Source organism: Cupriavidus sp. 01L45, from assembly GCF_056399885.1.
Genome location: NZ_JBFTSG010000012.1, coordinates 18,336 through 44,096, shown reverse-complemented (window position 1 = coordinate 44,096; position 25,761 = coordinate 18,336). Strand labels below are relative to the sequence as shown.

Sequence of the window (25,761 nt, the reverse complement as noted above, 5' to 3'; positions counted from 1 at the left end):
TGAACAAGAAACCATCAAAAGAAAACTGCCTGTTCAACGGATTGCCCACAATAGCGTGGACAATCCCGTCATTCATTCAAGTGCAATCCAATCGGCGGCAACTTAGAAATTGCCGACGAACCATTCCTTCATGCGGGTCCACACCTGCTTGACGGAACCACTCTGCACCGCGACCTTGCGGCCGCGCATGCGTTGCACGCGGCCTTCGAGCAGTAGTCCCATTACGGTCGAATAGCGCGGACTCTTAACAACTTCGTGCAAATTTCCCCGATATTCCGGCACGCCGACCCGAACCGGCTTGAGGAAGATGTCCTCGCCCAGTTCCACCATGCCCGGCATCATCGCGGTACCGCCGGTGATCACGACGCCCGACGACAGCAGTTCTTCATAGCCCGACTCGCGCACCACCTGATGCACCAGCGAGTACAACTCCTCGATACGCGGCTCGATCACCGCCGCCAGCGCCTGGCGCGACAGCGAGCGCGTGCCGCGGTCGCCCACGCCGGGCACCTCGATCATGTCTTCCGGATCGGCGATAGCCTGCTTGGCGATGCCATACTGGATCTTGACGTCTTCGGCATCGGGTGTAGGCGTACGCAGCGCCATGGCGATGTCGTTGGTGATCTGGTCGCCGGCGATGGGGATCACGGCCGTATGCCGGATCGCGCCTTCGCTGAAGATGGCGATGTCGGTCGTACCGCCGCCGATATCGACCAGCACCACGCCCAGTTCCTTCTCGTCCTCGGTCAGCACCGCCAGGCTCGACGCCAGCGGCTGCAGGATCAGGTCGTGCACTTCCAGCCCGCAGCGGCGCACGCACTTGACGATGTTCTGCGCCGCGCTGACCGCGCCGGTGACGATATGCACCTTCACCTCCAGCCGGATGCCGCTCATGCCGATGGGCTCGCGCACGTCTTCCTGGCCGTCGATGATGAATTCCTGCGTGAGAATGTGCAGGATCTGCTGGTCGGTCGGGATATTGACCGCCTTGGCGGTCTCGATCACCCGGGCCACATCGGTCTGGGTGACTTCCTTGTCCTTGATCGCCACCATGCCGCTGGAATTGAAGCTGCGGATATGGCTGCCGGCAATGCCGGTGAACACTTCGGAAATCTTGCAGTCGGCCATCAGCTCAGCCTCTTCCAGCGCCCGCTGGATGGACTGCACGGTGGCCTCGATATTGACCACGACCCCTTTCTTCAGACCCTTGGACTCTGACTGGCCCATCCCGATCACTTCGTAGCTGCCGTCGGGGCGCAACTCCGCCACTACCGCGGCCACCTTGGAAGTGCCGATATCGAGACCGACCAGTAGGTCCTTGTATTCCTTGCTCATCGGTTTTTCTCCGCGTTCTTGCTCTTGAGTCGCGTCGGATTGTTATTCGGATTGGTGTTGGTACTTGTACTCGTACTTGTATTCGTGCCGGCGCCGCCGGGTTTCGCCTTGGCGGCCGCGGCTGCCTGGGCATCGGTCAGGAACCGCACGTTGGCCGCGCGGATGGCGAACCCGTTGGGGTAGCGCAGGTCCGCGTACTCGATCTGCTTGCCCCACTGCTCGGTGACCTGGGGCCAGGCCACGACGAATCGCTTGACGCGCTGCGCCATGGCGTCGCGCTCCTCGTCGTTCTGTTCGCGCCCGAGCTCCACCACCATGCCGTTGGACAATTTGGTGCGCCAGGCATAGCGAGACGACAGCGTGACCGCCAGCGGCTCGACCTTGAGCGGCTTGAACCATTCGCGCATGGTCTCCAGCTTGTCGACCACGTCGCCCTCGCTGTCCGGCGGGCCGTCGAGCGCGAGCAACTGGGCATCTTCCTCGGCTTCCGCCGGGTTGGCGACGAACACTTCGCCATAGGTGTTGATCAGGCGGCTACTGTCTGCATTGCCCCACGTACCGAGCGCTTCGTGCTCCTCGACCTCGACCGCCAGCCCGTTGGGCCATTCGCGGCGGACGCTGGCGCGGCGCACCCAGGGCACCGACTCGAAAATCTGCCGCGCCTCGTTGAGATCGAGCGTGAAGAAGCTGCCCGACAGCTTGCCCAGCGCGTTGGCGCGCACGCTCGGCGCATTGACATGCCGCAGTGAGCCGCCTTCCATCGGCGCCAGCTCGACGTGCGTGATGGCAAATACCGGCCGCTGCGCCAGCCACAGCAGGCCGGCCGCGAACGCCATCACCGCCACCAGCGCGTAGAGCGTGGAAGCGATCAGGTTGAGCAGGCGAGTGTTGTGCCACATGGCTTAGCGTTGTTCCGGTTCCGGTCGGTCGGGTTGCAGTGTTTGTCCAGTGCTCAATCGGGTTTCCAGGCCTCGCTGGGATGCAGGTCCAGCGTGGCGGCCGCGGTCACCTGCATGACGAAATCCTCGTAGCTGATGCCCACCGCGCGCGCCGCCATCGGCACCAGCGAATGGCCGGTCATGCCGGGCGAAGTATTCATCTCGAGCAGGAAAGGCTTGCCGTCGGCGCTCAGCATCACATCGGCGCGCGCCCAGCCGCGGCAACCCAGCACGCGGAAGGACTSCACAGCCAGGCGCCGGACCTCGGCTTCCACGTCGTCCGGCAGGCCCGACGGGCACAGATATTGGGTATCGTCAGTAAAGTACTTATTTTGATAGTCGTAGTTCGCGCCGGGCGCGACGATGCGGATCACCGGCAGGGCTTCGGCGCTAGCGCCCTCCCCGACTATCGGACAGGTCAGCTCGGCGCCGTCGATAAATGTCTCGGCGATGACGTCGTTGTCCAGCGCCGCGGCTTTCTCGAAGGCGGCACGCATCTGGCCGGACTCGGTCACCTTGGTCAGGCCGATCGACGAACCCTCGCGCGCCGGCTTGACGATGAGCGGCAGGCCCAGGTCGGCGGCAACGGCGTCGAAATCCGTATCGGCATGCAGCATGGCAAAGCGCGGCGTGGGCAGGCCGTGGGTCATCCACAGGCGCTTCGTTGCCTGCTTGTCCATGGCCAGCGCAGAGGCCAGCACGCCGCTGCCGGTGTAGGGCACGCCCAGTTGCTCCAGCAGGCCCTGGATGGTGCCATCCTCGCCGTAGCGGCCGTGCAGGGCGATAAATACGCGATCGAAACCGGCCGTGGCCAGCTCGGCCACCGACTGCAGGCCGGGATCGAAGGCATGGGCATCGACGCCGCGCGAGCGCAGCGCGGCAAGCACGCCGTTGCCCGACAGCAGTGAAATCTCGCGCTCGGCCGAGCGGCCGCCGAGCAGCACGCCGACCTTGCCCAGCGATTTGGGATCGATATTGGGATGGGCGACGAAACTCATGCCTGCCCCCCAGCCTGTTGCGAAACCAGTTGTCCGGGCACGGTGCCGATCGTGCCGGCGCCCATTGTCACCACCACGTCGCCGGGCCGGGCGGCATTCAGGATAGCCTGCGGCATTTCGTCGATCTGCTCCACAAAAACGGGTTCAACCTTGCCGGCCACGCGCAGCGCGCGCGTCAGCGCGCGGCCGTCGGCGGCCACAATCGGGGCTTCGCCGGCGGCATAGACCTCGGCCAGCAACAGCGCATCCACGGTGCCCAGCACCTTGATGAAATCTTCAAAGCAATCGCGCGTGCGGGTAAAGCGGTGCGGCTGGAAGGCCAGCACCAGCCTGCGTCCGGGGAACGCACCCCGCGCCGCCGCCAGCGTCGCGGCCATCTCGACCGGGTGGTGGCCGTAGTCGTCGACCAGCGTGAAGGTGCCTTCGCTCCTGGTTTCGCCCTGCGCATCCGTGCTGACGCAAGCAACTTCGCCATAGCGCTGGAAGCGGCGTCCCACGCCGTGGAACTCGCGCAGCGCCTTGACGATAGCGGCATCGGGCACTTCCAGTTCGGTCGCGATGGCGATGGCCGCCAGCGCGTTCTGGATATTGTGCATGCCGGGCAGGTTCAGCACCACATCCAGCGGCGCCTCGGCATGGCTGTTGAGCTGGCGCAACACGGTGAAGTGCATCTGGCCGTCGACCGCGCGCGCGTTGACCGCGCGGATCTGCGCGTCCTCGGCAAAGCCATAGCGCACGATCGGCTTGGAGACGAACGGCATGATCTCGCGCACGTTGGGATCGTCCACGCACAGCACCGCGATGCCGTAGAACGGCAGGCGCTGGGTGAATTCCACGAACGCCTGCTTGAGACGAGCGAAGTCGTGCCCGTAGGTGTCCATGTGATCGGCGTCGATATTGGTAATGACCTCGATCACCGGGAACAGGTTCAGGAACGAGGCATCCGACTCGTCGGCCTCGGCCACGATGAAGTCGCCCGTGCCCAGGCGCGCGTTGGCGCCCGCCGAATTCAAGCGGCCGCCAATCACAAAGGTGGGGTCAAGCCCGCCCTCGGCCAGCACCGACGCCACCAGGCTGGTGGTGGTGGTCTTGCCGTGGGTGCCGGCGATGGCCACGCCCTGCTTCAGGCGCATCAGCTCGGCCAGCATCACCGCGCGCGGCACCACCGGGATGCGCTTGGCCCGCGCAGCCAGCACCTCGGGGTTGTCGTTGGTGACGGCGGTGGACACAACCACGGCATTGGCGCCGTTGATGTTGGCGGCGTCGTGGCCGTGCATCACGGTCGCACCCAGCGATGCGAGGCGCCGCGTGGCGGCATTGCTGCCCACGTCGGACCCCGAGACCTTATATCCCTGGTTCAGCAGGACCTCCGCGATGCCGCTCATGCCGGCGCCGCCGATGCCTACGAAGTGGATGTTCTTGACGATGTGCTTCATGAATCCGTTGTATCAATCCCTGGCCATCTGGCTGCAGATCTCCGCCACGCGCCGGGTTGCTTCCGGCTTGGCAAGACCACGCGCCTGATGCGCCATCTCTTTGAGTCGGGGCCGCGACAGCGAGGCCAGCGTCTGCGCCAGCCCGCTCGCGGTCAGTTCGTTCTGCTGGACCAGCAAGGCGGCATCCTGGCTCGACAGGAATTTCGCATTGGTGGTCTGGTGGTCATCGACCGCATGCGGGAAAGGCACGAACAGTGCCGCCACGCCTGCCGCCGCCACCTCCGACACGGTCATCGCGCCCGCGCGGCAGATCACCAGATCCGCCTCGGCGTAGGCCGCTGCCATGTCGTCGATAAAGGGCAATGCTTCCGCCGCCACGCCGGCGGCCTGGTAATTGGCGCGCAGCGTGTCGATCTGCTTGGCGCCGGCCTGGTGCCTGACCAGCGGGCGCTCGCCTTCCGGCAGCAGCGCCAGCGCCTTCGGTACGACTTCGTTGAGCGCCGCCGCGCCCAGGCTGCCGCCCACCACCAGCAGCCGCAACGGGCCGCTGCGGCTGTCGTAGCGCTGCTCGGGCGCCGGCATCCGCGCGACCTCGTCACGCACCGGGTTGCCGGTCCACTCGCTGTCCGGCAGCGCGTTCGGGAAGGCGCACAGCACCCGGTCCGCGACCTTCGCCAACACCTTGTTGGCCAGACCGGCGATCGAATTCTGCTCATGCAGCACCAGCGGCCGGCCCAACAGCGAGGCCATCATGCCGGCCGGGAAGGTGATATAGCCGCCCATGCCCAGCACCACATTGGGCCGCACCCGGCGCAACGCCTGCACGCTTTGCCAGAAGGCGCGCAACAGGTTCAGCGGCAGCATCAGCTTGGTCAGCGGACCCTTGCCGCGCAAGCCGCCGAACTGGATGAACTCCATCGGGATGTCGTACTTGGGCACCAGCGTGGCTTCCATGCCCGTCCGGTTGCCCAGCCACACGACGCGCCAGCCCTGCTCGCGCAATGCGCGAGCGACCGCCAGCCCGGGGAAGACATGCCCCCCGGTGCCGCCGGCCATCACGAGCAAGGTGCGCGGTGCGGTCATACTTTCCCTCCGCGCATCATGACGCGATTCTCATAGTCGATGCGCAGCAGGATCGCCAGCGCCACGCAGTTCATCAAAATGCCCGAGCCGCCGTAGCTCACCAGCGGCAGGGTCAGCCCCTTGGTGGGCAGCAGGCCCAGGTTCACGCCCATATTGATAAAGGTCTGCCAGCCGATCCAGATGCCGACGCCCTTGGCCACCAGCCCCGCAAAGGTGCGGTCGAGCTGCAGGGCGGTACGGCCGATCTCGAAGGCGCGGCGCACCATCCAGTAGAACAGCACGATCACCACCAGCACACCCACAAAGCCGAATTCCTCGCCAATCACGGCGAGGATGAAGTCGGTATGCGCCTCGGGCAGGTAGTGCAGTTTTTCAATACTGCCGCCCAGCCCCACCCCGGTCCACTCGCCGCGGCCGAAGGCGATCAGCGAGTGGGTGAGCTGGTAGGCCTTGCCGAGCGCGTTGGCCTCTTCCCACGGGTTGAGATAGGCGAAGATCCGCTCGCGCCGCCATGGCGACGCCGTGATCAGCAGCGCAAAGGCACCCACCGCCACGCCGACCAGACCGGCGAACAGCTTGCCGTTGATGCCGCCCAGGAACAAGATGCCCATGGCGACCGTGGCCACCACCAGGAAGGCGCCCATGTCGGGCTCCAGCAGCAGCAGCATGCCTACCACTACCACCGCCACGCCCATCGGCAGGAAACCCTTGCCCACGTTTTGCATCCACTCCTGCTTGCGCACGGTGTAGTTGGCCGTGTACAGCACCACCGCCAGCTTCATGAACTCGGACGGCTGGAAGTTCATGATGCCGAGCGGAATCCAGCGCCGCGCGCCATTCACGCCCTTGCCCACGAAGGGCACCAGCACGAGGATCAGCATCACCAGCGCGATCACGAACAGCTTGGGCGCGTACTTGTCCCAGAACTTGACCGGAATCTGGAAGGCCAGCAAGCCCATGGACAGCCCGATGAACAGCGCGAACGCATGTCGTGCGAGAAAATGGCTTTCACGGTAGTTGGCGTACCGCGGCGAGTCCGGCAGCGCGATCGAGGCCGAGAAGACCATCACCAGGCCAAGCGCGAGCAGCACGATCGCCACCCACAGCAGCGGCTGGTCGTACTCCATCATGCGCGAGCGCGTCGGCTTGACGCCGGACACCGCATCGCGCAATCCGCCCCAGGCGTTGCCGATGGTGGCTCCGATAAAGCCGCTGCGCTTGACCGGTGCGTCGCTCATGGCACGATCCCCCTGGACATCGCCAGTTCTTCCACCGCGGCACGAAAGACTTCGGCGCGATGCACATAGTTACGGAACATGTCGAGGCTGGCGCACGCCGGCGACAGCAGCACAGCATCGCCGCCCTGCGCCGCAGTGGCGGCCAGGCTGACAGCCTGTTCGAGCGTGGCGGCGTCGGCCAGCGTGACGCCGGTCTCCTGCAGCGCGCGGCGCAGCTCGCCCGCATCCTTGCCGATCAGCACCACGGCGCGGGCGTACTGCGCCACCGGCGCGGCCAGCGGCGAGAAATCCTGCCCCTTGCCTTCGCCGCCGGCAATCAGCACCACGCGCTTGGCCAGCCCGGACAGCGCGGCCACGGTGGCGCCCACATTGGTGCCCTTGCTGTCATCGAAGAATTCGACGTCGTCGATCGTGGCGACCCACTCCACCCGGTGCGGCTCGCCGCGGTATTCCCGCAGGCCGTGCAGCAAGGCATTCAGCGGCAGGTCGATGGCACGGCACAGCGCTAGCGCGGCCATCGCGTTGGTGGCGTTGTGCATGCCGCGGATATGCAGCGCATCCGCCGGCATCAGGCGCTTGTGGCGCACAGGAACGGCTTCCGCTTCTTCGGCGGCGGCGGCCTTGCGGCGGCGCGGCTTGTTCTCGCCGTCGGATTCGCTATCGGGTTCCGCCACCACCAGCCAGGGCATGCCGCCCTCTCGCAGCACGCCGAAGCTGCCCGGTACCTCGGGCAGGTCGGTGCCGAAAGTCACCGGCGCCGTGCCGGGGCGCGCCATGTCCAGGCTCAGGCGGTCGTTGCGGTTCAGGATCTGCACGCAGCCGGCTTCGCCCGGCGCCGGCGCCGCGCCGAAGATGCGGGCCTTGGCGGCGGCATAGGCTTCCATGCTGCCGTGCCAGTCAAGATGGTCCTGGGTGATATTGAGCACCGTGGCCGCGTGCGGCGCCAGCGTGTGCGTGGTTTCCAGCTGGAAGCTCGACAGCTCCAGCACCCAGACCTCGGGCAGCGTGGCCGAGGCAATGCAGGCGGCCAGCTTGTCCAGCGCCGAGGGGCTGATGTTGCCCGCCACCGCCACGCTCTTGCCGGCGCGCTCGACCAGGCGGCCGGTCAGCGCGGTGGTCGTCGTCTTGCCATTGGTGCCGGTGATTGCCAGCAGCTTCGGCGCATAGCCCGACTCTGCCTGAAGGTGCGTCAGCGCACGCGCGAACAGCTCGATCTCGCCCCACACGGGAATCCCGCGCTCGCGCGCCGCGGACAGCAGCGCGGCAGTGGCGCCTTCCAGCGGCGACAGGCCGGGGCTGATCGTCACCAGTGCGATGCCGTCCAGCAGCGCGTCCGTGAAGGAACCACCATGAAATTCGGCCGAAGGCAGCTCGGCTTGCAGGAAGACCAGGTTGGCAGGCGCCTCGCGCGTGTCGGCAACGCGCACGGGCGCGCCATACTGGCCGCACCAGCGCGCCATCGCCAGGCCCGATTCGCCGAGGCCCAGCACCAGCACATGAGGTTTTTGCAACTCGCCAAACACTTCGATTCCCGCCTTTTTTCGTTTCTGCGTTGATAGATATGCGCCGGTTCAGCGCAACTTGAGCGACGACAGCCCGATCAGCACCAGCAACATGGTGATGATCCAGAAGCGCACCGTCACCTGCGTTTCCTTCCAGCCCGACAATTCAAAGTGGTGATGCAGCGGCGCCATCTTGAACAACCGCCTGCCCTCGCCGTAACGCCGCTTGGTGATCTTGAACCACGTCACCTGCAGCATCACCGACAAGGTTTCCACCACGAAAATGCCGCCCATCACGAACAGCACGATCTCCTGGCGCACGATCACCGCCACCGTGCCCAGCGCGCCGCCCAGCGCCAGCGCGCCGACGTCGCCCATGAAGACCTGGGCCGGATGGGCGTTGAACCAGAGGAAGGCCAGGCCCGCCCCCGCCATCGCCGAACAAAAGATCAGCAACTCGCCAGCCCCCGGGATATGCGGGAACAGCAAGTATTTGCTGTAGACCGAACTCCCCATCACGTAGGCAAATACACCCAGCCCGCTGCCGACCAGCACCACGGGCATGATCACCAGCCCGTCCAGGCCGTCGGTCAGGTTCACCGCATTGCTCGAACCCACGATCACCAGGTAGGTCAGCACGATAAAGCCGGCCACGCCCAGCGGATAGCTCACTTCCTTGAAGAAGGGCACGATCAGGTTGGACTTGTAGGGCATGTCCAGCGACAGTCCGCCTTCGACCCAGCCCAGGAACAGGTCCCACACCCGCACATTGCTGCTTTCCGACACCGAAAACGCCAGGTAGACCGCGGCCACCAGGCCGATCAGGGTCTGCCAGAAAAACTTCTCGCGGCTCGACATGCCGCGCGGATCGCGATAGACCACCTTGCGGTAATCGTCCACCCAGCCGATCGCGCCGTAGCCGAAGGTCACCAGCATCACGACCCAGATGAAACGATTGCCCCAGTCGCACCACAGCAACGTGGAGATGGCAATCGACACCAGCACCAGCACACCGCCCATGGTGGGCGTGCCGGCCTTGACCAGATGCGACTGCGGGCCGATGGTGCGCACCGCCTGGCCGATCTTGAGTTCGGTCAGCTTGCGGATCACCCAGGGTCCAAGGCCGAGCCCGATCAAAAGCGCGGTGAGGTTGGCCATCACCGCGCGGAAGGTCAGGTAGTTGAAGACCCGCAGGAAGCTGTAGTCGTTTTGCAGCCACTGGGCCAGAGCCAATAACATCGTGTTTCCGTATTCCTTTCGACAACCGCCCGGCGTGGCCGGGCTATCTGATTGCTTGATTAAGTGTTGATGACGATTAATGCGCGGGAGTGTCTGCGACCAGCGCATTCACCATCCGTTCCATCCGCATGAACCGAGATCCCTTCACAAGTACCGCGCTTGCTGCCGCCACGGTACCGTCCTTGTCTTCCGCCAACGCCTGCGCGAGGTCTTCAGCGCGTTCGAAATGCCGGGCCTGCGCGCCAAAGGCCTGCACCGCGTGCACCACTGCCGCGCCCGTCGCCCATAGCGTCTCGATGCCGCGGGCGCTCGCATAGGCACCGATCTCCGCATGGAAAGCCGGCCCCTGGTCGCCCACTTCGCCCATATCCCCCAGCACCAGCAGGCGCGGCGCGGCAAACCCGGCGAGCACGTCGATAGCCGCGCGCACCGAATCGGGATTGGCGTTGTAGCTATCGTCGATCACCAGCGTGCCGCCGGCAGCGTGCTTGACCTGCAGCCGTCCCTTGACCGCGGCGAATCCGGCCAGGCCGGCGCGGATCGCCTCAACGCCCACGCCGGCGCCCAGCGCGCAGGCGACCGCCGCCAGCGCGTTACGCACGTTGTGGGTGCCAAGCACCGACAGGCGGACCTCGAACGTGGCGCCGGGCGCCCGTACCTGCATCACTTGCACACCATCTTCCAGATGCACGCCGGCACTGACATCGGCGCCCGCCTCCAGGCCAAACGACAGCACGCGCCGCTGGCCGGCCGCCTGCCGCCAGATGCCGGCATGTGCCCCGCCACCCTCGGCGTCGAGCGGAAACACCGCCACGCCGTCGGCGGGCAATGCCGCGATGGCCGCCGCATGCTCGTGCGCCACGGCCTCGACGCTCACCATGAACTCCTGGTGCTCGCGCTGGGCATTGGTCACCACGGCCACGGTGGGCTGGGCGATGCCGGCCAGGTAAACCGTCTCGCCCGGGTGGTTCATGCCCAGTTCGAGCACGGCGAGCCGGTGCGCGTCGGTCAGGCGCAGCACGGTCAGCGGCAAGCCGATATCGTTGTTCAGGTTGCCGCCGGTGGCGAGCCTGGCGCCCTCCCCTACCGCCGCGGCGAAGATCGCCGCGATCATTTCCTTGACCGTGGTCTTGCCGTTGCTGCCCGTCACTGCAACCGCGGGCAGGCTGAAGCGGCGGCGCCAGCCGGCTGCCAGCTGGCCCAGCGCAAGGCGGGTATCGGGCACCACGATGGCGGGAATGCCAAGCCCGGCATCGGGCTCGCGCTCCACCAAGACCGCGGCGGCGCCGCGCGCCACCACATCGGCCAGGAAGTCATGCGCATCGAAGCGCTCGCCCCTGAGCGCGACGAAGAGGTCGCCGGGCTGGACCGTGCGGCTGTCGGTGAGCACGCGCGAGAAGGCGCGGCTGGCGGCGCCATCGGGCCCGGAAATACGCGCGCCGGCGATCCAGCCGGCGGCTTGCTGCAGATCAGTCATGGTGAATTGCGTCATGCCGACACCCCACGCGTACCCAGCGTCAGCCGGACGTGCTCGCGGTCGGAGAATGGCCGCTTGCGGCCATGCACCTCCTGGGTGGCTTCGTGCCCCTTGCCGGCCACCAGCACCACGTCGGCCGCGGCAGCGTGCTTGATGGCATACAGGATGGCGGCGGCCCGGTCTTCGATCAGGTGGGTGTGGCTGTGGTCGTCGATGCCATCGGCGATCGCGTTCAGGATGTCCAGCGGGTCTTCGCTACGCGGGTTGTCGCTGGTCAGCACGACTTCGTCGGCAAGGCGCGCGGCCACCGCGCCCATCAGCGGGCGCTTGATCGGATCGCGGTCTCCGCCGCAGCCGAACACGCACCACAGCCGGCCCTTGCGCGCCTGCGCCACCGGGCGCAGCGCGGCCAGGGTTTTTTCCAGCGCGTCCGGCGTGTGGGCGTAATCGACCACCGCCAGCGGGCCATCCTGGGCGCCGTGGCTGCCACCGAACAACTCCATGCGGCCGTCGACCGGCCTGAGCGTGCGCAGCGCGTCGATGGCTGCAGCCCACTCGATGCCGCTGGCGAGCGCGGCGCCGAGCACGGCGAGCAGGTTGCTGACATTGAACTCGCCGATCATCGGCGTGGCGACATCGGCGCCGCCGAAGCTGCCGTCGACATGGAAGGCGGTGCCGGCAGCCGTGGCGCGCACGCCGGTGGCGCGCAGCCACTGGCCGCCCTTGCGGGTGGCGCCGGCGGCGCCGTCGATGCCGTATTCGATCACCTGCCCGGTGACCAGCGTGCCAGCCAGCAGGCGCCGGCCCATGGCGTCGTCACGGTTGATCACGGCCGCGCGCAGGCCGGGCCATTGGAACAGCAAAGCCTTGGCCGCCTCGTACTCGGCCATGGTGCCGTGGTAATCGAGATGGTCCTGGGTCAGGTTGGTCAGCACCGCCACGGCGAAGTGCGTGCCGGCCACCCGGCCCTGCTCGAGCCCGTGCGAGGACACTTCCATTGCCACGGCTCGCGCGCCGGCGGCATTCAGCTCCGCCAGGCTGTCCTGCAACTGGACCGCGTCGGGCGTGGTGAAACCCGTAGCCGTGAGCGCATCAGGAAAACCGGTGCCAAGGGTGCCGATGGTGGCACAGCGCGTACCGGCCGCCTGCAGCGCGCGCGCCAGCCACTGGCTGCACGAAGTCTTGCCATTGGTACCCGTGATGCCGGTCACCGCGAGATCGCGCGCGCCGTTGCCATACCAGCCCGCGGCGATCGGGCCGGCGAGCTGGTGCAGGCCCGACACACCAAGGTGCGGCACGGTCTCGCCGTGCGGCCAGGCAAAGCCATCGGCCTCGTGGACGATCGCGCTGGCGCCGCGGGCGATGGCCTGGGCAATATGCGGGCGCGCATCGGTCGCCAGGCGCTCGTTGCCGAGCACGTAGGCGAAGAAAACGTCGCCCTGGGTCAGCCGGCGCGTGTCACCGGTCAGCCTGGCGCCGGCCGGCGCGTGCTGGTGCAACCAGTCCAGCGCGTCGCCGGCCTGTGCGGCCACTTCGAGGGGAAGCAGTGGCTGGCTCATTGCGTCGCGCTCCACGGTTCGCTTTCCTGCACCTTGTCGCTCACCACGAGTTGTCGGATCGGCGAATCCGGCTGCACATTGAGCGCACGCAGCGCGCCACCGGTAATCGCCGCGAAAGCCGGGCCCGCCGCGGCGCCGCCGTAGTGGCTGCCGGAGGTGGGCTCGTCCACGCTGACGGCCACGATCACGCGCGGGTTCGACATCKGCGCCAGGCCGATGAAGGAAGCGCGATACTTGCTGCGGTCGTAGCCGCGGCCAACGTGCTTGTAGGCGGTGCCGGTCTTGCCGCCCACCCGGTAGCCCATCACCTGCGCCTCGGGCGCGGTGCCGCCGGGCGCCGTCACGGTCTCGAGCATGGCTCGCACCTGGCGCGCCACTTCGGGCGACAGCACGCGCTCTCCGGTAACCGGGCCATTGGCACGGAACATCGTGACCGGGATCAGTTCGCCGTCATGGGCGAAGATGGTGTAGGCATGGGCGATCTGGAACAGCGACACGGACAGGCCGTAGCCATAGGACATGGTCGCCTGCTCGATGGGCCGCCAGCTCTTGAACGGGCGCACCCGTCCCGCCACCGCGCCCGGGAAGCCGATCTTGGGCGCCTGCCCCAGGCCCAGGCTGGTATACATATCCCACATTTCCTGCGGCTTGAGCAGCATCGCGATCTTGGTCGTGCCGATGTTGCTCGACTTCTGGATAATGCCGGCGACCGTCAACGACCCGTAATTATGGGTGTCGCTGATGGTGGCGCCTTCGTAGTTGAACTTGCCGGTAGTGACGAAGACCGTCGACGGCGTGACGCGCTTGAGCTGCAGTGCTAGGCCGACCGTGATCGGCTTCATCATCGAACCCGGCTCGAAGGTATCGGTCAGCACCCGGTTGCGCAGCTGTTCGCCCGACAGCCGGGTGCGGTCGTTGGGGTTGTAGGTCGGCCAGTTGGCCAGCGCCAGCACCTCGCCGGTCTGCGCGTCGAGCACCACGGCGCTGGCCGCCTTGGCCTTGCTGCGCTCGACGATGGCCTTGACCTCGTTGTGGGCCAGGTACTGGATCTTGGCGTCGATCGAGAGCTGCTGGTCCTCGCCGTCGCGCGGCGCCTTGAGGATGCCCACATCCTCCACCACGCGGCCGAGGCGGTCCTTGATCACCTGGCGCGCACCGGACTTCCCGGCCAGCACAGCCTCGCGCGCCAGTTCCACGCCTTCCTGGCCGCGGTCTTCCACATTGGTAAAGCCGACGATGTGCGCCATCGCCTCGCCCTCCGGGTAGAAGCGCTTGTATTCGCGGGTCTGGTGAATGCCGTCGATCTTGAGCGCGGCGATCTTGTCCGCGGCGTCCGGCAGCACCTGGCGCTTCAGGTAAACGAAGCTCTTGTCCTCCGTAAACTTGCGGCGCAGTTCCTTGTCACTCATGTCGAGCAGCTTGCTCAACTGGCGAATCTTGTCCGCGTCGATTTCGTCCGGAACGTCCTCGGGGACCGCCCAGATCGCCTTCACGGGAAGGCTGGTAGCCAGCACCAGGCCATTGCGGTCGAGGATCTTGCCGCGTGTTGCCGGCAACTCGAGGGTGCGCTGGAATCGCTTCTTGCCCTCGGCCTCATAGAACTGGTTGCCCGGACCCTGGATCCACAGCGCGCGTCCGGCCAAGGCGACGAAGGCGGCGAACATCATGAAAACCACCAGCTTGGAGCGCCACATCGGCAGGCGCAGGCCAAGCACGGGGCTGGCCGCGAACTGGCCGGTGCGTGGGCGCGAAGGGTTTCCGCGCTGGGCGTTTTGCGAGGGCCGGGCGATGGTCATGGCTTGCTCCCCTCCGGCGCGGCGGCCGCAGGCGCGTTCGCAGGTGGCGCATCAAGCACCACGCCGGCCAGATATTGGGTCCTGCCGGGAAGTACCGGCGTCATCTTCAGCTGCGTGCGCGCCGCTTCGGCAATGCGTGCGCTCTTGCCAAGCGCGCTCTGCTGGTACTGCAAGCGGGACCAGTCGATGTCGAGCTGCTTTTCTTCCGCCTGCGCACGCTCGTAGGCGACGAACAGGGTCCGGGCCTGGTGCTGAGCGCTCACGAGCGAGAGCGCGCACAGCATCAGTGCTGCCAGCAGGAAAAAGGTCAGGCGGTTCATGCGCGGCCCGCCTGCTCGGTGGATGCGGATACGGCGGGCAGCTTCTCGGCCACGCGCATCACCGCCGAGCGCGCGCGCGGGTTGGCGGCGATCTCTTCGGCGCCCGGCTTGACCCGGCCGAGCAGCCTCAGCGTGGGCTGCGGCAACTGGTCGGCGCGCAGAGGCGCGCGGCGCATGGCGGGGTCGGCGTTCTGCTGCGGACGGGCGTGCGCCTGCATGAACCGCTTGACGATGCGGTCCTCAAGCGAGTGAAAGCTGATGACCACCAGCCGCCCTCCTGCCTGCAACAAGTCGTAAGCCGCGCTCAGGCCTCTTTCGAGGTCCGCAAGCTCTTGATTGATGTGAATCCGTAGAGCCTGAAAGGTGCGGGTCGCAGGGTCCTGACCCTTCTCGCGTGTTTTGACGGCTTTCGCCACGAGCGCGGCAAGCTCGGCAGTAGTGGTGAGAGGTCCGCCATGGCCGGGTTCGCTCCTGCGAGCAACAACCGCCTTTGCAATCTGTACAGCAAACCGTTCTTCCCCATAGTCCCGTATCACCCTCGCGATGTCTTGCTCATCCGCTTGCGCCAGCCATTGCGCGGCGGTAATGCCGCGCGTGGTGTCCATGCGCATGTCCAGCGGTCCCTCGAAGCGAAAGGAAAAGCCCCGCTCCGCATCGTCGATCTGGGGCGAGCTGATCCCCAGGTCGAGCAGTATCCCGGTTACCTTGCCGCGTCCTGCCAACCGGTCCGACATCTCGGCGAAGCTGGTGTGCTCAATGGAGAAGCGGGCATCCTTGATGGTGCCCGCCTCTGCGATTGCTGCCGGATCCTTGTCGAATGCCACCAGGGCTCCGGCCGGGCCCAGCCGGGCCAATATTGCCCGGCTGTGCCCCCCTCTGCCGAAGGTGCCGTCCACGTAGACGCCATCCGGCCGCCAGACCAGGGCTTCGACAGCCTCGTCCAGCAGCACGGTGCGATGGCGCAGGGCGGTGGTCCCTGGCGTTTGGGTTGAGCTCATGACCTCGTCAGAAAGAGAAGTTCTTCAATGCATCCGGCATGCCCTGTGCCATCGCCTGCTGTTCCTTGGCGGCGTAGGTTGCGGCGTCCCAGACTTCGAAATGGCTGCCCATTCCAAGCAGCATGACTTCCTTGTCGAGCATGGCGGCATTGCGCAGCTCGGGGGCAATCAGCACCCGACCCGCGCCGTCCATGTCGACGTCAGCGGCATTGCCCAGGAAGATGCGCTTCCACCAATGCGCGTCCATCGGCAAGGCCGCAATGCGACTACGGAAATTTTCCCATTCAGGGCGGGGAAACAGCAGCAGGCAGCCGTCCGGGTGCTTGGTCAGCGTCACCCGGCCTTCGGCCTGCTGTTGCAGCGCTTCACGGTGCCGCGCCGGAATCGACATCCGGCCCTTGGCATCCAGTGACAGCGCCGATGCTCCCTGAAACAAGCTAGCCCCCGATCCGCGCCGGCATCTTTACTGCCGGTTGGCGCGTGAATCCTTCGGAATCCGACGTTGGGCGATGATCCCACAGCCAGACTACCTTTTCACACAAAAATACACTTCCTCACACTATTTCCCACTTTAGAGGAAGCGATTTGGCGGGTCAAGGCTCGCAGCAAGGCAACAAACCGGGTTTTTTGAATTAGAACAATGACTTAGCGCGCACACTTCACGCACCGAAAAAGTGAATCCCTAATGAAATGAAGATCTTATGGAGGAAAGCAGAGAAACCACCTGAGAACAGCAAGGGGAGGAACTGCCTGCGGCACGAAATTCAGCCACACGGGACCGATGGAAGGATACAACGTTTTGGCGTCTACCCTGCGTACGGAGGGTGCCAGTTGCCGCGCTGCGCCAGGCAACTGCGCGTGGCGAGCGGCGAATGCCGCGGGGATTCATCCTGCGCCGTACCGTAGCGCCGTCAGATCCGGTACGCGGCGGTGGTCATGACCCGGGAGGCAGCTCGCATCATCGCCCGCACCGGCGCGGGCAGCGGCATGCCACCCGCCTCGCGGGCGGCGGCGCCGTGGCGGACCTCATCGTCGCGCATCTGTTCCAGGATCGCGCGCGAGCGGGCGTCGGCAACGGGAATCTGTTCAAGATGGCCGTTAAGGTGCTGCTCGACCTGATACTCGGTCTCGGACACGAAACCCAGGCTGACCCGGTCACCTGTCCGCCCCGCAGCCCAGCCGATGGCAAACGCGCCGGCATACCAGAGCGGGTTGAGCAGGCTCGGACGCGAGCCAAGCTCGCGCAGACGCTCGGCGCACCAGCCGAGGTGGTCTTCTTCCTCGCGCGCGGCCTCGTCCATCTGCGCGCGCACCTGCGCGGTCCGCGCGGTCAGCTTCTGCGCCTGGTAAAGAGCCTGCGCGCAAACCTCGCCCACGTGGTTGACCCGCATGAGCCCGGCCACATGGCGGCGTTGCGACTGGTCGAGGCTGTCCGTATCGGGCGCGAGCGTTTCCGCCGGATTGGCGCGGCTGGCACGGGTGACGCCTGCGATCGCGCGCAAGGCCACATCGAATTCGCGAATCAAGTTATCCATGAATGCATCGCTGGTGGTTGCTCGGGACAGGCGCGCCGCCCGCTCCCGCCGAGGCGGACACAACGCTTGTGAAATCGCCTCGGGATTTCCCGCATTGTACCGTGAGCGCATCGCGCCCCGCCCTGCAGCCCCCCCCCCGCTAGGCCAGTGCCTGCCGCATCCGATACTCCAAAACCCTGAGTTGTGAAAAGCTGACAAGGGCAGTCGCCCCGATTGTGAAAAGGGGGCGGTTTGTTACAGTACTTGGCAGCTTCTGACGAAGTTGGGTAAGCGGTGCATGGAGACTCAGGAGGTTTCTCCGCTGACCACCAATAATTCTTACATGGAGATCATCGAGCATGAAAAAATCGCTTCTCGCGCTGGCTGCGCTGGGTGCATTTGCGAGTGCCGCACAGGCACAGTCCAGCGTGACGCTGTACGGCGTGGCGGATATGAACCTCGAATACGTCAGTCACATGGGCTCGCAAACGCCGACGATTGCCAACGGCTTTAATGCCGGCCAGGGCAACAACCTGTACCGCATGTCGTCCGGCGGCCTGTCCGGTTCGCGTTGGGGTCTGCGTGGCGTGGAAGACCTGGGCAGCGGCATGAAAGCCCTGTTCGTGCTCGAAAGTGGTTTCGGCCTTGACAATGGATCGCTTCAGCAGGGCGGCCGCATGTTCGGTCGTCAAGCGTACGTCGGCCTGGAAAGCGCCCAGGCTGGCCGCTTCACCTTCGGTCGCCAGTACACCACGCTGTTCGACCTGCTCGCCAACTTCTCGCCCAGCGGCTATGCCACCCAGTATGAACCGGTGGTGGCCCAGCTCGGCCTGAACTTCCGCTCGGACAATACCGCCAAGTACACCGGCGTATTCGGCCCGGTAACCGCCATCGCCCACTGGTCGTTCGGCAACGGCGTGGCCGGCAACGGCGAAGTCCCGGGACAGTTCCGCCGTGATACGGGCTACGGCGCCGGTGCAGCATACGCTGCCGGTCCGTTCGGCGTGACCGTCGCCTACGACCAGTACAACCCGACCCTGAGCGCGGCCGGCGACACCGGCACCTTCAAAAAGGCCGCGGTAGCAGGCAGCTATGCCTTCGGCGCGGCCAAGATTATGGGCGGCTATCGTTGGGGTCAGTCCAAGGCACAGAACGGCACGGCCCTGCTGCGTGACAACTACTACTGGATTGGCGCTAACTATCAGGTCCTGCCGGCGTTGGGCCTGACGCTGCAGTACACCTACGACGACGTTATCAAGCTGAACAATGTGAACGTCACGAACCCTTGGCAGATCGGGTTCATCGCCGACTACAACCTGTCCAAGCGCACCGACGTCTACCTGACCACCGCATTCTCGAAGAATGCAGGCCTGAACTTCGACACCTCGGCGATCAGCTTCGCCAATGGCTACTTCCTCGGCACCGGCAAGAACACCATGATCGGCGCGGCCGTGGGTATCCGCCACAAGTTCTGAGCGCATCCGCGTTCTTTTGCAAAGGCACCTTCGGGTGCCTTTTTTGCTTTCCGGCCGCGCCTCGCGCTCCATCCTAGGGCATCACCCCATCGGCACTTTGTTATGCCGACACTACAATGCAGCAACCTCTTCGGCCGCATTCAAATCGTGCCGTGCGGCCGCAAAACCAACAAGGAGACAGCCCATGCACCGCACCCGCCGCCGCGCGGCCCAGATGCTGCTGGCCACTATCGCCGGCGCATGCCTTGGCGCCTTAGCCTGGCAAGCCCCCGCGCTGGCCGCCGACCCTTACCCCAACAAGCCGATCCGACTGGTGGTTCCGTTCCCCGCCGGCGGCACCACCGACATCCTCGCCCGCGCGGTGGCCGCCGAACTGTCGAAGCTGCAGGGATGGAATGTGGTGGTCGACAACCGGCCGGGCGCGGGGGGCAACATCGGCGCCGACATGGTGGCCAAGGCAGCGCCGGATGGCTACACGCTGCTGATGGGCACGGTCGGCACGCATGGCATCAACCAGTCGCTCTATGGCAAGCTGCCATTCGACCCGATCAAGGACTTCGCACCCATCACCGAGGTGGCTTCGGTGCCGAATGTGCTGGTGGTCAATCCGGCCTTCGCCCAGCAGAACCGCATCAACAGCGTCAACGACCTGATTACCTACGCGCGCGCCAATCCCGGCAAGCTCAATATGGCATCGAGCGGCAACGGCACCTCGATCCATCTCGCCGGCGAGTTGTTCAAGACCCAGACCCGTACCTTCATGGTGCACTTCCCCTACAAAGGCAGCGGCCCGGCACTGACCGACCTGGCCGGGGGCACCATGCAGCTGATGTTCGACAACCTGCCTTCGTCGATGGCGCTGATCAAGTCCGGCAAGCTCAAGGCGCTGGCGGTCACCAGCGCCAAACCCTCTCCGGCGCTGCCCGGCGTGCCGACGGTGGCCGAAGCCGGTCACCTGCCCGGCTTCGAGGCCAGTTCCTGGTTCGGCCTGCTGGCACCCGCAGGTACACCGCACGACATCGTCGCGCGCATCCAGCAGGAAGTCGCCCGCTCGCTAGCCACGCCAGCGGTGCGGGAGAAGATGCAGGCCCAGGGCGCGGAGCCGGTCGGCAATACGCCGGAGCAGTTCGCGGCCTTTATTCGCGCCGAACACGCCAAGTGGGCCAAGGTCGTCAAGGATTCGGGCGCCAAGGTGGATTGAGGCCCCTTGCGGCCCGTGGCCGCACGCGAGCGCATATACTTGAGGCATCAAACAACCTGCGTGCCGCGATGCCCATCACACCTGCCGCCGAAGCTGCCGGGAACTCCGGGACCTCCGGAATCCCTGAGAAGGCCGGCGCCGAAGAGGCGCCGGTCGATCTCGAAACCCGCGCCGAAGACACCACCCATGATGCCCTGCGCCTGTGGCTGCGGCTGCTGACCTGCACCAACCTGGTCGAGTCCGACATCCGATCGCGCCTGCGCCAGGATTTCGCCTGTACCTTGCCGCGCTTCGATCTGATGTCCCAGCTCGACCGCCATCCCGAAGGCCTGAAGATGGGCGAGCTGTCGCGCCGCATGATGGTCACCGGCGGCAACGTCACCGGCATCACCGACCAGCTCCAGCAGGAAGGCCTGGTTTCGCGCGAGGCGCTGCCAAGCGATCGCCGCGCCTACCTGATCCGGCTCACCCCTGCCGGGCGCACGGCGTTCTCCGGAATGGCGCGCGCGCACGAGGCATGGATCGAGCAGTTGTTCAGCGGCCTGCCGCAAGCCGACCGGCGCGCGCTGTTCCGCCTGCTGGGCAAGCTCAAGGCTGGCCTGGTGAGCGCATGAACACTCGCCGGCCGGGACTGCCCGCGCTTGCCGCCTTGCTGCTGCCACTGCTGTTGGCAGCCGCTTGCCAGAGCGCGCCGCCGGGGCCGCAGATCACGCCACTCAATGCCACCATCAAGCTTGGGCGCATCAGCGCGAAGACGCTGGCGGGCCGGATCGATATACCGGATGCCGGCGCGGTGAATTCCGCGGTAGGCGTTGGTGGCGCGGCCTGGGGCGGCGGCGGCTGGAGCGGCGGCAGCGTTGGTTTTTCCATCGACCTGAACCGGTTGCTCAACCCGCCGCCGCAGCCGCAGATGGACCTGTACCAATACACGGTGGTGGCCCTCGATGGCAGCCGCACCACCGTCAATGGTCCGGCGGCGCCTGGCCTGGAGCCGGGTGCCTGCGTACGGATGGTCTATCCCGATGGCGCTCTCGAGCCGCGGCTTGCGCCTTCGCGCGAATGCTGACGAATCCCCGCGCCAAATGAAAAACGGCCTCCGCGCGGGAGGCCGTTTTTCCGTCGCTGGCGGCCTCGCTCAGGCAGCCTTGCGGGTATCGCGCAATTCGCGGCGCAGGATCTTGCCGACGTTGGTCTTGGGCAACTCGCCGCGGAACTCCACGTACTTGGGCCGCTTGTAACCGGTCAGGCGTTCCTTGCAGAAGGCAATCAGCTCGGCCTCGGTCAGCCCGGGGTCCTTCTTGACCACGAACAGCTTGACCACCTCGCCCGAATGCTCGTCGGGTACCCCCACTGCCGCCACCTCGAGCACGCCGGGGCATTCCGCAACCACGCCTTCGATTTCGTTCGGATACACGTTGAACCCGGACACCAGGATCATGTCTTTCTTGCGATCGACGATCTTGGTATAGCCGCGCTCGTCCATCACCCCGATATCGCCGGTCTTGAAGAAGCCGTCGGGCGTCATGACCTTGGCGGTCTCGTCCGGGCGGTTCCAGTAGCCGGCCATCACCTGCGGGCCGCGAATGCAGATCTCGCCGGGCTGGCCAAGCGGCACGTCGCGGCCATCGTCGTCGCGGATGGCGATGTCGGTCGAGGGAATCGGCAGGCCGATGGTGCCGGAAAACGCGTCGGTATCCGTGGGGTTGCAGGTGGCCGACGGCGAGGTTTCCGACAGGCCATAGCCCTCGATGATCGGACAGCCGGTCCTGGCCAGCCATTTCTTCGCCACCGCTTCCTGCACGGCCATGCCCCCGCCGTTGGCCACGCGCAGGCCGGAGAAGTCGACCTTGTCGATCTCCGGGTTGTTGATGAGCGCGTTGTACAGGGTGTTGACCGCCGGGAACATATTGAACTTGTACTTCTGCAGTTCCTTGATAAAGCCGGGGATGTCGCGCGGATTGGGGATCAGCACGCTCAGGCCGCCGCTGCGCATGCCCAGCAGGCAGCAGACCGTCAGCGCGAAGATGTGATACAGCGGCAGCGCGGTGATGGTGATCACCTGGTCGATCGGCGCGCCCTTGGCCAGCGCGGGCTGCATCCAGGCTTCGGACTGCAGCACGTTGGAGACGATATTCCGGTGCAGCAGTACCGCGCCCTTCGACACGCCGGTAGTGCCGCCCGTGTACTGCAGGAAGGCGATGTCATCTGGCCCTGTATTGGCAGGCTGCAGCTGCATGCCGCGGCCCTCCTCCAGCACGGTATTGAAGCGCACGCAGTTCGGCAGCTCCCACTCCGGCACCATCTTCTTGACGTTGCGCACCACGAAATTGACGATCGCCCCCTTGAGGCCGCCCAGCAGGTCGCCCATGCTGGCCACCACCACGTGCTTGACCGGCGTGGCGGACAGCACTTGCTGCAGCGTGGTGGCGAAGTTCTCCAGGATGACGATGGCCTCGGCGCCGCTGTCCTTGAGCTGGTGCTCCAGTTCGCGCGGGGTGTAGAGCGGATTGACGTTGACCACGACGAAGCCGGCGCGCAGCACGGCGGCCAGCACCACCGGATACTGCAGCACATTGGGCATCATGATGGCCACGCGCGCGCCGGGCTTGAGCCCGCGCGACTGCAGCCATGCGGCGAATTGCCGGGAGAGGCGGTCGAGCTCGCCGTAGGTGATCGACTTGTCCATACAGACAAAGGCGCGGCGATCGGCGTAGGTGCGAAAGGATGCCTCAAGCAACTCGGCCAGCGAGCGAAACTGGCTGCTATCGATCTCGGCGGGTACGCCGGCCGGGTAATGCTTCAGCCACAGTCTTTCCATGCGCCGTCTCCTGATTTCTGAATGATCGTTCGATTTTCGACAGATGCTAAACGTGCGTCCCGCTTAAGACAACACGTTAGATGAAGTCCTCTGGATGCCGCACACCTTCTGACGTGAAGTTTAGCGCACAGTTCAATGAGGACTCGGGAATTCCCCTAGCTCCGTCGCGGCAACCGTCAGGCGTGCGCCGGCAGCACCATCTTCATCATATTGGTAGCCAGTTCCCGCGCCAGCGCTTCCGCTTCCATGCGTCCGGGCTCGTGCCAGGTGTACATGAAGCCAACGACGCTGCCGATTGCATGCGCGGCGACGCGCGCGTCGCCATAGCTGAATACGCCGATACGCTTGCCTTCCTCCAGCAGGGCATAGAGGTCGCGGTAAAAGGCGCGCGCCATATTGCCCAGCCAGGCCACCGTTTCCGGCCGCAGGTACTGGTTATCGCGAAAGCTCAACGTGGCCGGCACATAGCAGGCGATGCAGCGGCGCGCCATTTCCAGCAGACAGGCCTGCAGCCGCTCGCGCACCGGCAGCGCGGGATCCGCGGTCTCGCGGATGACCGGCAGGCAGGTCTGGGCCGACTCCCGGCACAGGATGTCGAAGATCTCGTATTTGTCCGTGAAGTAGTAATAGACCGCGGGCTTGGTCACGCCCAGTGCGCGGCACAGGTCGTTCATCGTCATGCCGGGATAGCCCTTGGTATAGAAGAGCTGTGCGGCGGTATCGAGAATCTGGCGGCGGCGGGCTTCCTGCCGCTCGGTGATATGCGAGCGGGCGGGAGCAGTATCCAGCGCGATCTCCGGTGTCATTTCCGGCTCGGTCTCGCTGGACTTGATGGCGGGAGCGGTTTTCTGTGCAGTCGGCATGACGCGATTCTCGCATGGCGCCGGGCCCGGGAAGGCCTGGCGGTCCTCGTGGACATGTTCCGCTCGCCACCTCGCCACGGCCTGGGATCCCGACTTGACGCATGGTGGCGATGCCAATAGGATCATACCCAAGGGTACATAAATATACCAAAGAGTAAATTTCGCCAGCCTACCGGCTTGGCGGCCCACCAGCAAGGAGACACCGCCAATGGACGAGACCGCCTACCTGGCAGACCTGCACGCACGCTGGCAGCGCGCGTGGCCCGAGCGCACCCCGCGCTCGCCGCACTATCCGCTGGGGCGCCAGCCGCTCACGGAGATGCTGCGGCACTGGGGCCGCGCCCGCCCCGACTGCCCGGCGGTGATCTTCTACGGCCACGAAACCAGCTACGCCCAGCTCGATGCGCAAAGCGACCGCTGTGCCGCGCTGCTGGCGGCGCACGGCATCGGCGCCGGCGACCGGGTGGCGGTGCTGATGCCCAATTGCCCGCAGTTCCACATCGTCTTCTTCGGCATCCTCAAGCTGGGCGCGGTCTACGTGCCGGTCAGCCCGCTATCGCAGCGCGCCGAGTTGCAGCACGCATTGAGCGACAGCACGCCTTGCGCCCTGATCGCACTCGACCAGCTGGTGCCGCTGGTGCGCGAAACGCGCGCCGCGCTCGGCGCACAGGATCCGCTCTCGCTGCTGTTCGTGACCAGTTTCGCCGACATGGTCCCCGCCGAGCCCACGCTGGCGCTGCCGCCCATGGTGCAGGCGCCACGCTACCAATGCGAAGCGGACGACCGCGCCATCGACCTGCTGCCGGCCATGGCCGCGTGCACGCACGCGGCGCCCACGGCGGCGCCATCGCTCGACGCGGTGGCCGCGCTCAACTACACCGGCGGCACCACCGGGCTGCCCAAGGGCTGCATCCACACGCAAGGCGACATGGTCGACATGGCAGCCGCGTTCGGCGCCGTTTCACTGGACATCACCCACGACAGCGTCATGCTGGGCTTTTTCCCCGAGTTCTGGATCGCCGGCGAAAACCTCTGCCTGATCTTCCCCGCCTTCTTCGGCATCCCGCTGGTGCTGCTGGCGCGCTGGGATCCCGAGACCTTCATGGCGGCAGTCCAGCGCTACCGCGTCACCAATGCCTCGATGCTGGTGGACAACGCGGTCGAGGTGATGGAGCATCCGCGCGCGGCGCAATACCAGTTGCGCTCGCTGCGCCATGTCGGCGTATCGTCCTTCGTCAAGAAGCTCAACCTGCCCTACCGCCGCGCCTGGCAGGCGCTGACCGGCTCGGTCATCGCCGAGACCGCCTGGGGCATGACCGAGACGCAGACCTGCAATACCTTTACCTGCGGCATGCAGGACGACGACCTGGACCTGCGGGCCCAGCCCATCTTTGTCGGGCTGCCCGTCCCCGGCACCGAGTTCAAGATCTGCGATTTCGACAGCGGCGAACTGCTGCCGCCGGGCGCCGAAGGCGAACTGTGCGTGCGCACGCCGACCCTGCTCAAGGGCTATTGGAACAAACCCGACGCCACGCGCGAATCGCTGCGCAACGGCTGGTTCCACACCGGCGACATCGGCTCCATCGACGAGCAGGGTTATCTCCATTACCTGGGCCGGCGCAAGGAGATGCTCAAGGTCAATGGCATGAGCGTCTTTCCTGCCGAGATCGAGGCGCTGCTGGGCCAGCATCCGGCCATTCTCGGCTCCGCGGTGGTGGGGCGCGCCGATGAAGACCGTGGCCAGTTGCCCGTGGCCTTTGTCATGCTCAAGCCCGAAGCCGTCGGCACCGTCGACAACACAGCGCTGGTGCAGTGGTGCCGCGCCAATATGGCGGTGTACAAGGTGCCGCTGGTGCATATCGTCGACGCCCTGCCGCTCACCGCGACGGGCAAGGTGCGCAAGCAGGACCTGGCGCCGCTGGCCGGGCAGCTTGGCTGAGCCGCCATGGTCTTTCCTTATTCAGCGCTGTC

22 protein-coding genes are annotated in these 25,761 nt (G+C 65.9%); 5 read left to right on the top strand and 17 right to left on the bottom strand.

The genetic code is table 11. From position 1 onward, the window contains the following. Positions 1-102: 102 nt before the first annotated feature. From ftsA to coq7, 15 genes are all read right to left on the bottom strand, one after another. The gene (gene ftsA, locus AC1DT6_RS10405; RefSeq protein WP_035875601.1) at positions 103-1,335 is read right to left on the bottom strand and encodes a cell division protein FtsA; all 1,233 of its coding nucleotides are present in this window, start codon (positions 1,333-1,335) and stop codon (positions 103-105) included. Beyond that, on the bottom strand, positions 1,332-2,234 hold the full coding sequence (locus tag AC1DT6_RS10400) for a cell division protein FtsQ/DivIB (protein ID WP_441625636.1): 903 nt from the start codon (positions 2,232-2,234) through the stop codon (positions 1,332-1,334). The genes ftsA and AC1DT6_RS10400 overlap by 4 nt, the downstream gene beginning before the upstream one ends. 53 nt (positions 2,235-2,287) lie before the next feature. Continuing rightward, entirely contained in the window at positions 2,288-3,271 is a 984-nt protein-coding gene (locus AC1DT6_RS10395) for a D-alanine--D-alanine ligase (RefSeq protein WP_477114655.1), read from the bottom strand. Further along, positions 3,268-4,707 (bottom strand): UDP-N-acetylmuramate--L-alanine ligase, encoded by a 1,440-nt coding sequence (gene murC / locus AC1DT6_RS10390; RefSeq protein ID WP_276291242.1) that lies wholly within the window; start codon positions 4,705-4,707, stop codon positions 3,268-3,270. The genes AC1DT6_RS10395 and murC overlap by 4 nt, the downstream gene beginning before the upstream one ends. 12 nt (positions 4,708-4,719) lie before the next feature. Next, positions 4,720-5,790 carry an undecaprenyldiphospho-muramoylpentapeptide beta-N-acetylglucosaminyltransferase gene (murG, locus tag AC1DT6_RS10385; protein WP_035875611.1) on the bottom strand — a complete coding sequence of 357 codons (1,071 nt, stop codon included), beginning with the start codon at positions 5,788-5,790 and terminating at the stop codon, positions 4,720-4,722. After that, positions 5,787-7,028, bottom strand: a complete 1,242-nt coding sequence (ftsW, locus tag AC1DT6_RS10380; protein ID WP_035875613.1) for a putative lipid II flippase FtsW — start codon at positions 7,026-7,028, stop codon at positions 5,787-5,789. Before ftsW ends, murG begins: the two co-directional genes overlap by 4 nt. Beyond that, positions 7,025-8,551, bottom strand: coding sequence for a UDP-N-acetylmuramoyl-L-alanine--D-glutamate ligase (murD, locus tag AC1DT6_RS10375; protein ID WP_441625640.1), 1,527 nt, complete (start codon positions 8,549-8,551; stop codon positions 7,025-7,027). The genes ftsW and murD overlap by 4 nt, the downstream gene beginning before the upstream one ends. 48 nt (positions 8,552-8,599) lie before the next feature. After that, positions 8,600-9,769, bottom strand: coding sequence for a phospho-N-acetylmuramoyl-pentapeptide-transferase (gene mraY, locus AC1DT6_RS10370; protein WP_035875618.1), 1,170 nt, complete (start codon positions 9,767-9,769; stop codon positions 8,600-8,602). 76 nt (positions 9,770-9,845) lie between these two features. Further along, entirely contained in the window at positions 9,846-11,261 is a 1,416-nt protein-coding gene (locus AC1DT6_RS10365) for a UDP-N-acetylmuramoyl-tripeptide--D-alanyl-D-alanine ligase (RefSeq protein ID WP_441625642.1), read from the bottom strand. Next, positions 11,258-12,805, bottom strand: coding sequence for a UDP-N-acetylmuramoyl-L-alanyl-D-glutamate--2,6-diaminopimelate ligase (locus AC1DT6_RS10360; protein WP_441625647.1), 1,548 nt, complete (start codon positions 12,803-12,805; stop codon positions 11,258-11,260). Before AC1DT6_RS10360 ends, AC1DT6_RS10365 begins: the two co-directional genes overlap by 4 nt. Further along, positions 12,802-14,601 carry a peptidoglycan D,D-transpeptidase FtsI family protein gene (locus tag AC1DT6_RS10355; protein ID WP_477114654.1) on the bottom strand — a complete coding sequence of 600 codons (1,800 nt, stop codon included), beginning with the start codon at positions 14,599-14,601 and terminating at the stop codon, positions 12,802-12,804. Before AC1DT6_RS10355 ends, AC1DT6_RS10360 begins: the two co-directional genes overlap by 4 nt. Then, positions 14,598-14,921, bottom strand: coding sequence for a cell division protein FtsL (gene ftsL / locus AC1DT6_RS10350; protein ID WP_035875624.1), 324 nt, complete (start codon positions 14,919-14,921; stop codon positions 14,598-14,600). The genes AC1DT6_RS10355 and ftsL overlap by 4 nt, the downstream gene beginning before the upstream one ends. Further along, positions 14,918-15,919, bottom strand: a complete 1,002-nt coding sequence (gene rsmH, locus AC1DT6_RS10345; protein WP_035875626.1) for a 16S rRNA (cytosine(1402)-N(4))-methyltransferase RsmH — start codon at positions 15,917-15,919, stop codon at positions 14,918-14,920. The genes ftsL and rsmH overlap by 4 nt, the downstream gene beginning before the upstream one ends. A gap of 7 nt (positions 15,920-15,926) precedes the next feature. Further along, a complete protein-coding gene (gene mraZ, locus AC1DT6_RS10340; RefSeq protein ID WP_035875627.1) occupies positions 15,927-16,355 on the bottom strand; it encodes a division/cell wall cluster transcriptional repressor MraZ in 429 nt (142 codons plus the stop codon). 475 nt (positions 16,356-16,830) lie between these two features. Further along, the gene (gene coq7 / locus AC1DT6_RS10335) at positions 16,831-17,454 is read right to left on the bottom strand and encodes a 2-polyprenyl-3-methyl-6-methoxy-1,4-benzoquinone monooxygenase (protein ID WP_441625653.1); all 624 of its coding nucleotides are present in this window, start codon (positions 17,452-17,454) and stop codon (positions 16,831-16,833) included. Between the two features lie 338 nt (positions 17,455-17,792). Here coq7 and AC1DT6_RS10330 point away from each other — a divergent pair, with 338 nt between their 5' ends. The 4 genes from AC1DT6_RS10330 (at position 17,793) to AC1DT6_RS10315 (ending at position 21,175) form a co-directional block, all read left to right on the top strand. Then, positions 17,793-18,908 carry a porin gene (locus AC1DT6_RS10330; protein WP_441625655.1) on the top strand — a complete coding sequence of 372 codons (1,116 nt, stop codon included), beginning with the start codon at positions 17,793-17,795 and terminating at the stop codon, positions 18,906-18,908. A 184-nt stretch (positions 18,909-19,092) separates the two neighbouring features. Next, positions 19,093-20,109 carry a Bug family tripartite tricarboxylate transporter substrate binding protein gene (locus AC1DT6_RS10325; RefSeq protein ID WP_441625657.1) on the top strand — a complete coding sequence of 339 codons (1,017 nt, stop codon included), beginning with the start codon at positions 19,093-19,095 and terminating at the stop codon, positions 20,107-20,109. A 68-nt stretch (positions 20,110-20,177) separates the two neighbouring features. Beyond that, positions 20,178-20,723 carry a MarR family winged helix-turn-helix transcriptional regulator gene (locus tag AC1DT6_RS10320; protein ID WP_441625659.1) on the top strand — a complete coding sequence of 182 codons (546 nt, stop codon included), beginning with the start codon at positions 20,178-20,180 and terminating at the stop codon, positions 20,721-20,723. After that, entirely contained in the window at positions 20,720-21,175 is a 456-nt protein-coding gene (locus AC1DT6_RS10315) for a hypothetical protein (RefSeq protein ID WP_477102587.1), read from the top strand. The genes AC1DT6_RS10320 and AC1DT6_RS10315 overlap by 4 nt, the downstream gene beginning before the upstream one ends. Positions 21,176-21,244: 69 nt before the next feature. On the opposite strand, the gene AC1DT6_RS10310 is transcribed toward AC1DT6_RS10315, so the two are convergent. After that, a complete protein-coding gene (locus AC1DT6_RS10310; protein ID WP_035875636.1) occupies positions 21,245-22,927 on the bottom strand; it encodes a long-chain fatty acid--CoA ligase in 1,683 nt (560 codons plus the stop codon). A 176-nt stretch (positions 22,928-23,103) separates the two neighbouring features. Beyond that, positions 23,104-23,790 carry a TetR/AcrR family transcriptional regulator gene (locus AC1DT6_RS10305; RefSeq protein WP_441625665.1) on the bottom strand — a complete coding sequence of 229 codons (687 nt, stop codon included), beginning with the start codon at positions 23,788-23,790 and terminating at the stop codon, positions 23,104-23,106. A 208-nt stretch (positions 23,791-23,998) separates the two neighbouring features. Between AC1DT6_RS10305 and AC1DT6_RS10300 the strand changes: the two genes are divergently transcribed. Next, a complete protein-coding gene (locus AC1DT6_RS10300) occupies positions 23,999-25,729 on the top strand; it encodes an AMP-binding protein (RefSeq protein ID WP_441625667.1) in 1,731 nt (576 codons plus the stop codon). Positions 25,730-25,761: the final 32 nt, after the last annotated feature.

What these genes read in the sequence shown, in the direction of transcription:
- rsmH (WP_035875626.1), bottom strand. Translation starts at nt 15,919, where the DNA reads ATGAGCTCAACCCAAACGCCAGGGACCACCGCCCTGCGCCATCGCACC.
- murG (WP_035875611.1), bottom strand. Translation starts at nt 5,790, where the DNA reads ATGACCGCACCGCGCACCTTGCTCGTGATGGCCGGCGGCACCGGGGGG.
- AC1DT6_RS10300 (WP_441625667.1), top strand. Translation starts at nt 23,999, where the DNA reads ATGGACGAGACCGCCTACCTGGCAGACCTGCACGCACGCTGGCAGCGC.
- AC1DT6_RS10365 (WP_441625642.1), bottom strand. Translation starts at nt 11,261, where the DNA reads ATGACGCAATTCACCATGACTGATCTGCAGCAAGCCGCCGGCTGGATC.
- murC (WP_276291242.1), bottom strand. Translation starts at nt 4,707, where the DNA reads ATGAAGCACATCGTCAAGAACATCCACTTCGTAGGCATCGGCGGCGCC.
- AC1DT6_RS10320 (WP_441625659.1), top strand. Translation starts at nt 20,178, where the DNA reads ATGCCCATCACACCTGCCGCCGAAGCTGCCGGGAACTCCGGGACCTCC.
- mraY (WP_035875618.1), bottom strand. Translation starts at nt 9,769, where the DNA reads ATGTTATTGGCTCTGGCCCAGTGGCTGCAAAACGACTACAGCTTCCTG.
- AC1DT6_RS10310 (WP_035875636.1), bottom strand. Translation starts at nt 22,927, where the DNA reads ATGGAAAGACTGTGGCTGAAGCATTACCCGGCCGGCGTACCCGCCGAG.
- ftsL (WP_035875624.1), bottom strand. Translation starts at nt 14,921, where the DNA reads ATGAACCGCCTGACCTTTTTCCTGCTGGCAGCACTGATGCTGTGCGCG.
- coq7 (WP_441625653.1), bottom strand. Translation starts at nt 17,454, where the DNA reads ATGGATAACTTGATTCGCGAATTCGATGTGGCCTTGCGCGCGATCGCA.
- AC1DT6_RS10315 (WP_477102587.1), top strand. Translation starts at nt 20,720, where the DNA reads ATGAACACTCGCCGGCCGGGACTGCCCGCGCTTGCCGCCTTGCTGCTG.
- ftsA (WP_035875601.1), bottom strand. Translation starts at nt 1,335, where the DNA reads ATGAGCAAGGAATACAAGGACCTACTGGTCGGTCTCGATATCGGCACT.
- AC1DT6_RS10400 (WP_441625636.1), bottom strand. Translation starts at nt 2,234, where the DNA reads ATGTGGCACAACACTCGCCTGCTCAACCTGATCGCTTCCACGCTCTAC.
- AC1DT6_RS10330 (WP_441625655.1), top strand. Translation starts at nt 17,793, where the DNA reads ATGAAAAAATCGCTTCTCGCGCTGGCTGCGCTGGGTGCATTTGCGAGT.
- ftsW (WP_035875613.1), bottom strand. Translation starts at nt 7,028, where the DNA reads ATGAGCGACGCACCGGTCAAGCGCAGCGGCTTTATCGGAGCCACCATC.
- AC1DT6_RS10360 (WP_441625647.1), bottom strand. Translation starts at nt 12,805, where the DNA reads ATGAGCCAGCCACTGCTTCCCCTCGAAGTGGCCGCACAGGCCGGCGAC.
- AC1DT6_RS10325 (WP_441625657.1), top strand. Translation starts at nt 19,093, where the DNA reads ATGCACCGCACCCGCCGCCGCGCGGCCCAGATGCTGCTGGCCACTATC.
- AC1DT6_RS10305 (WP_441625665.1), bottom strand. Translation starts at nt 23,790, where the DNA reads ATGCCGACTGCACAGAAAACCGCTCCCGCCATCAAGTCCAGCGAGACC.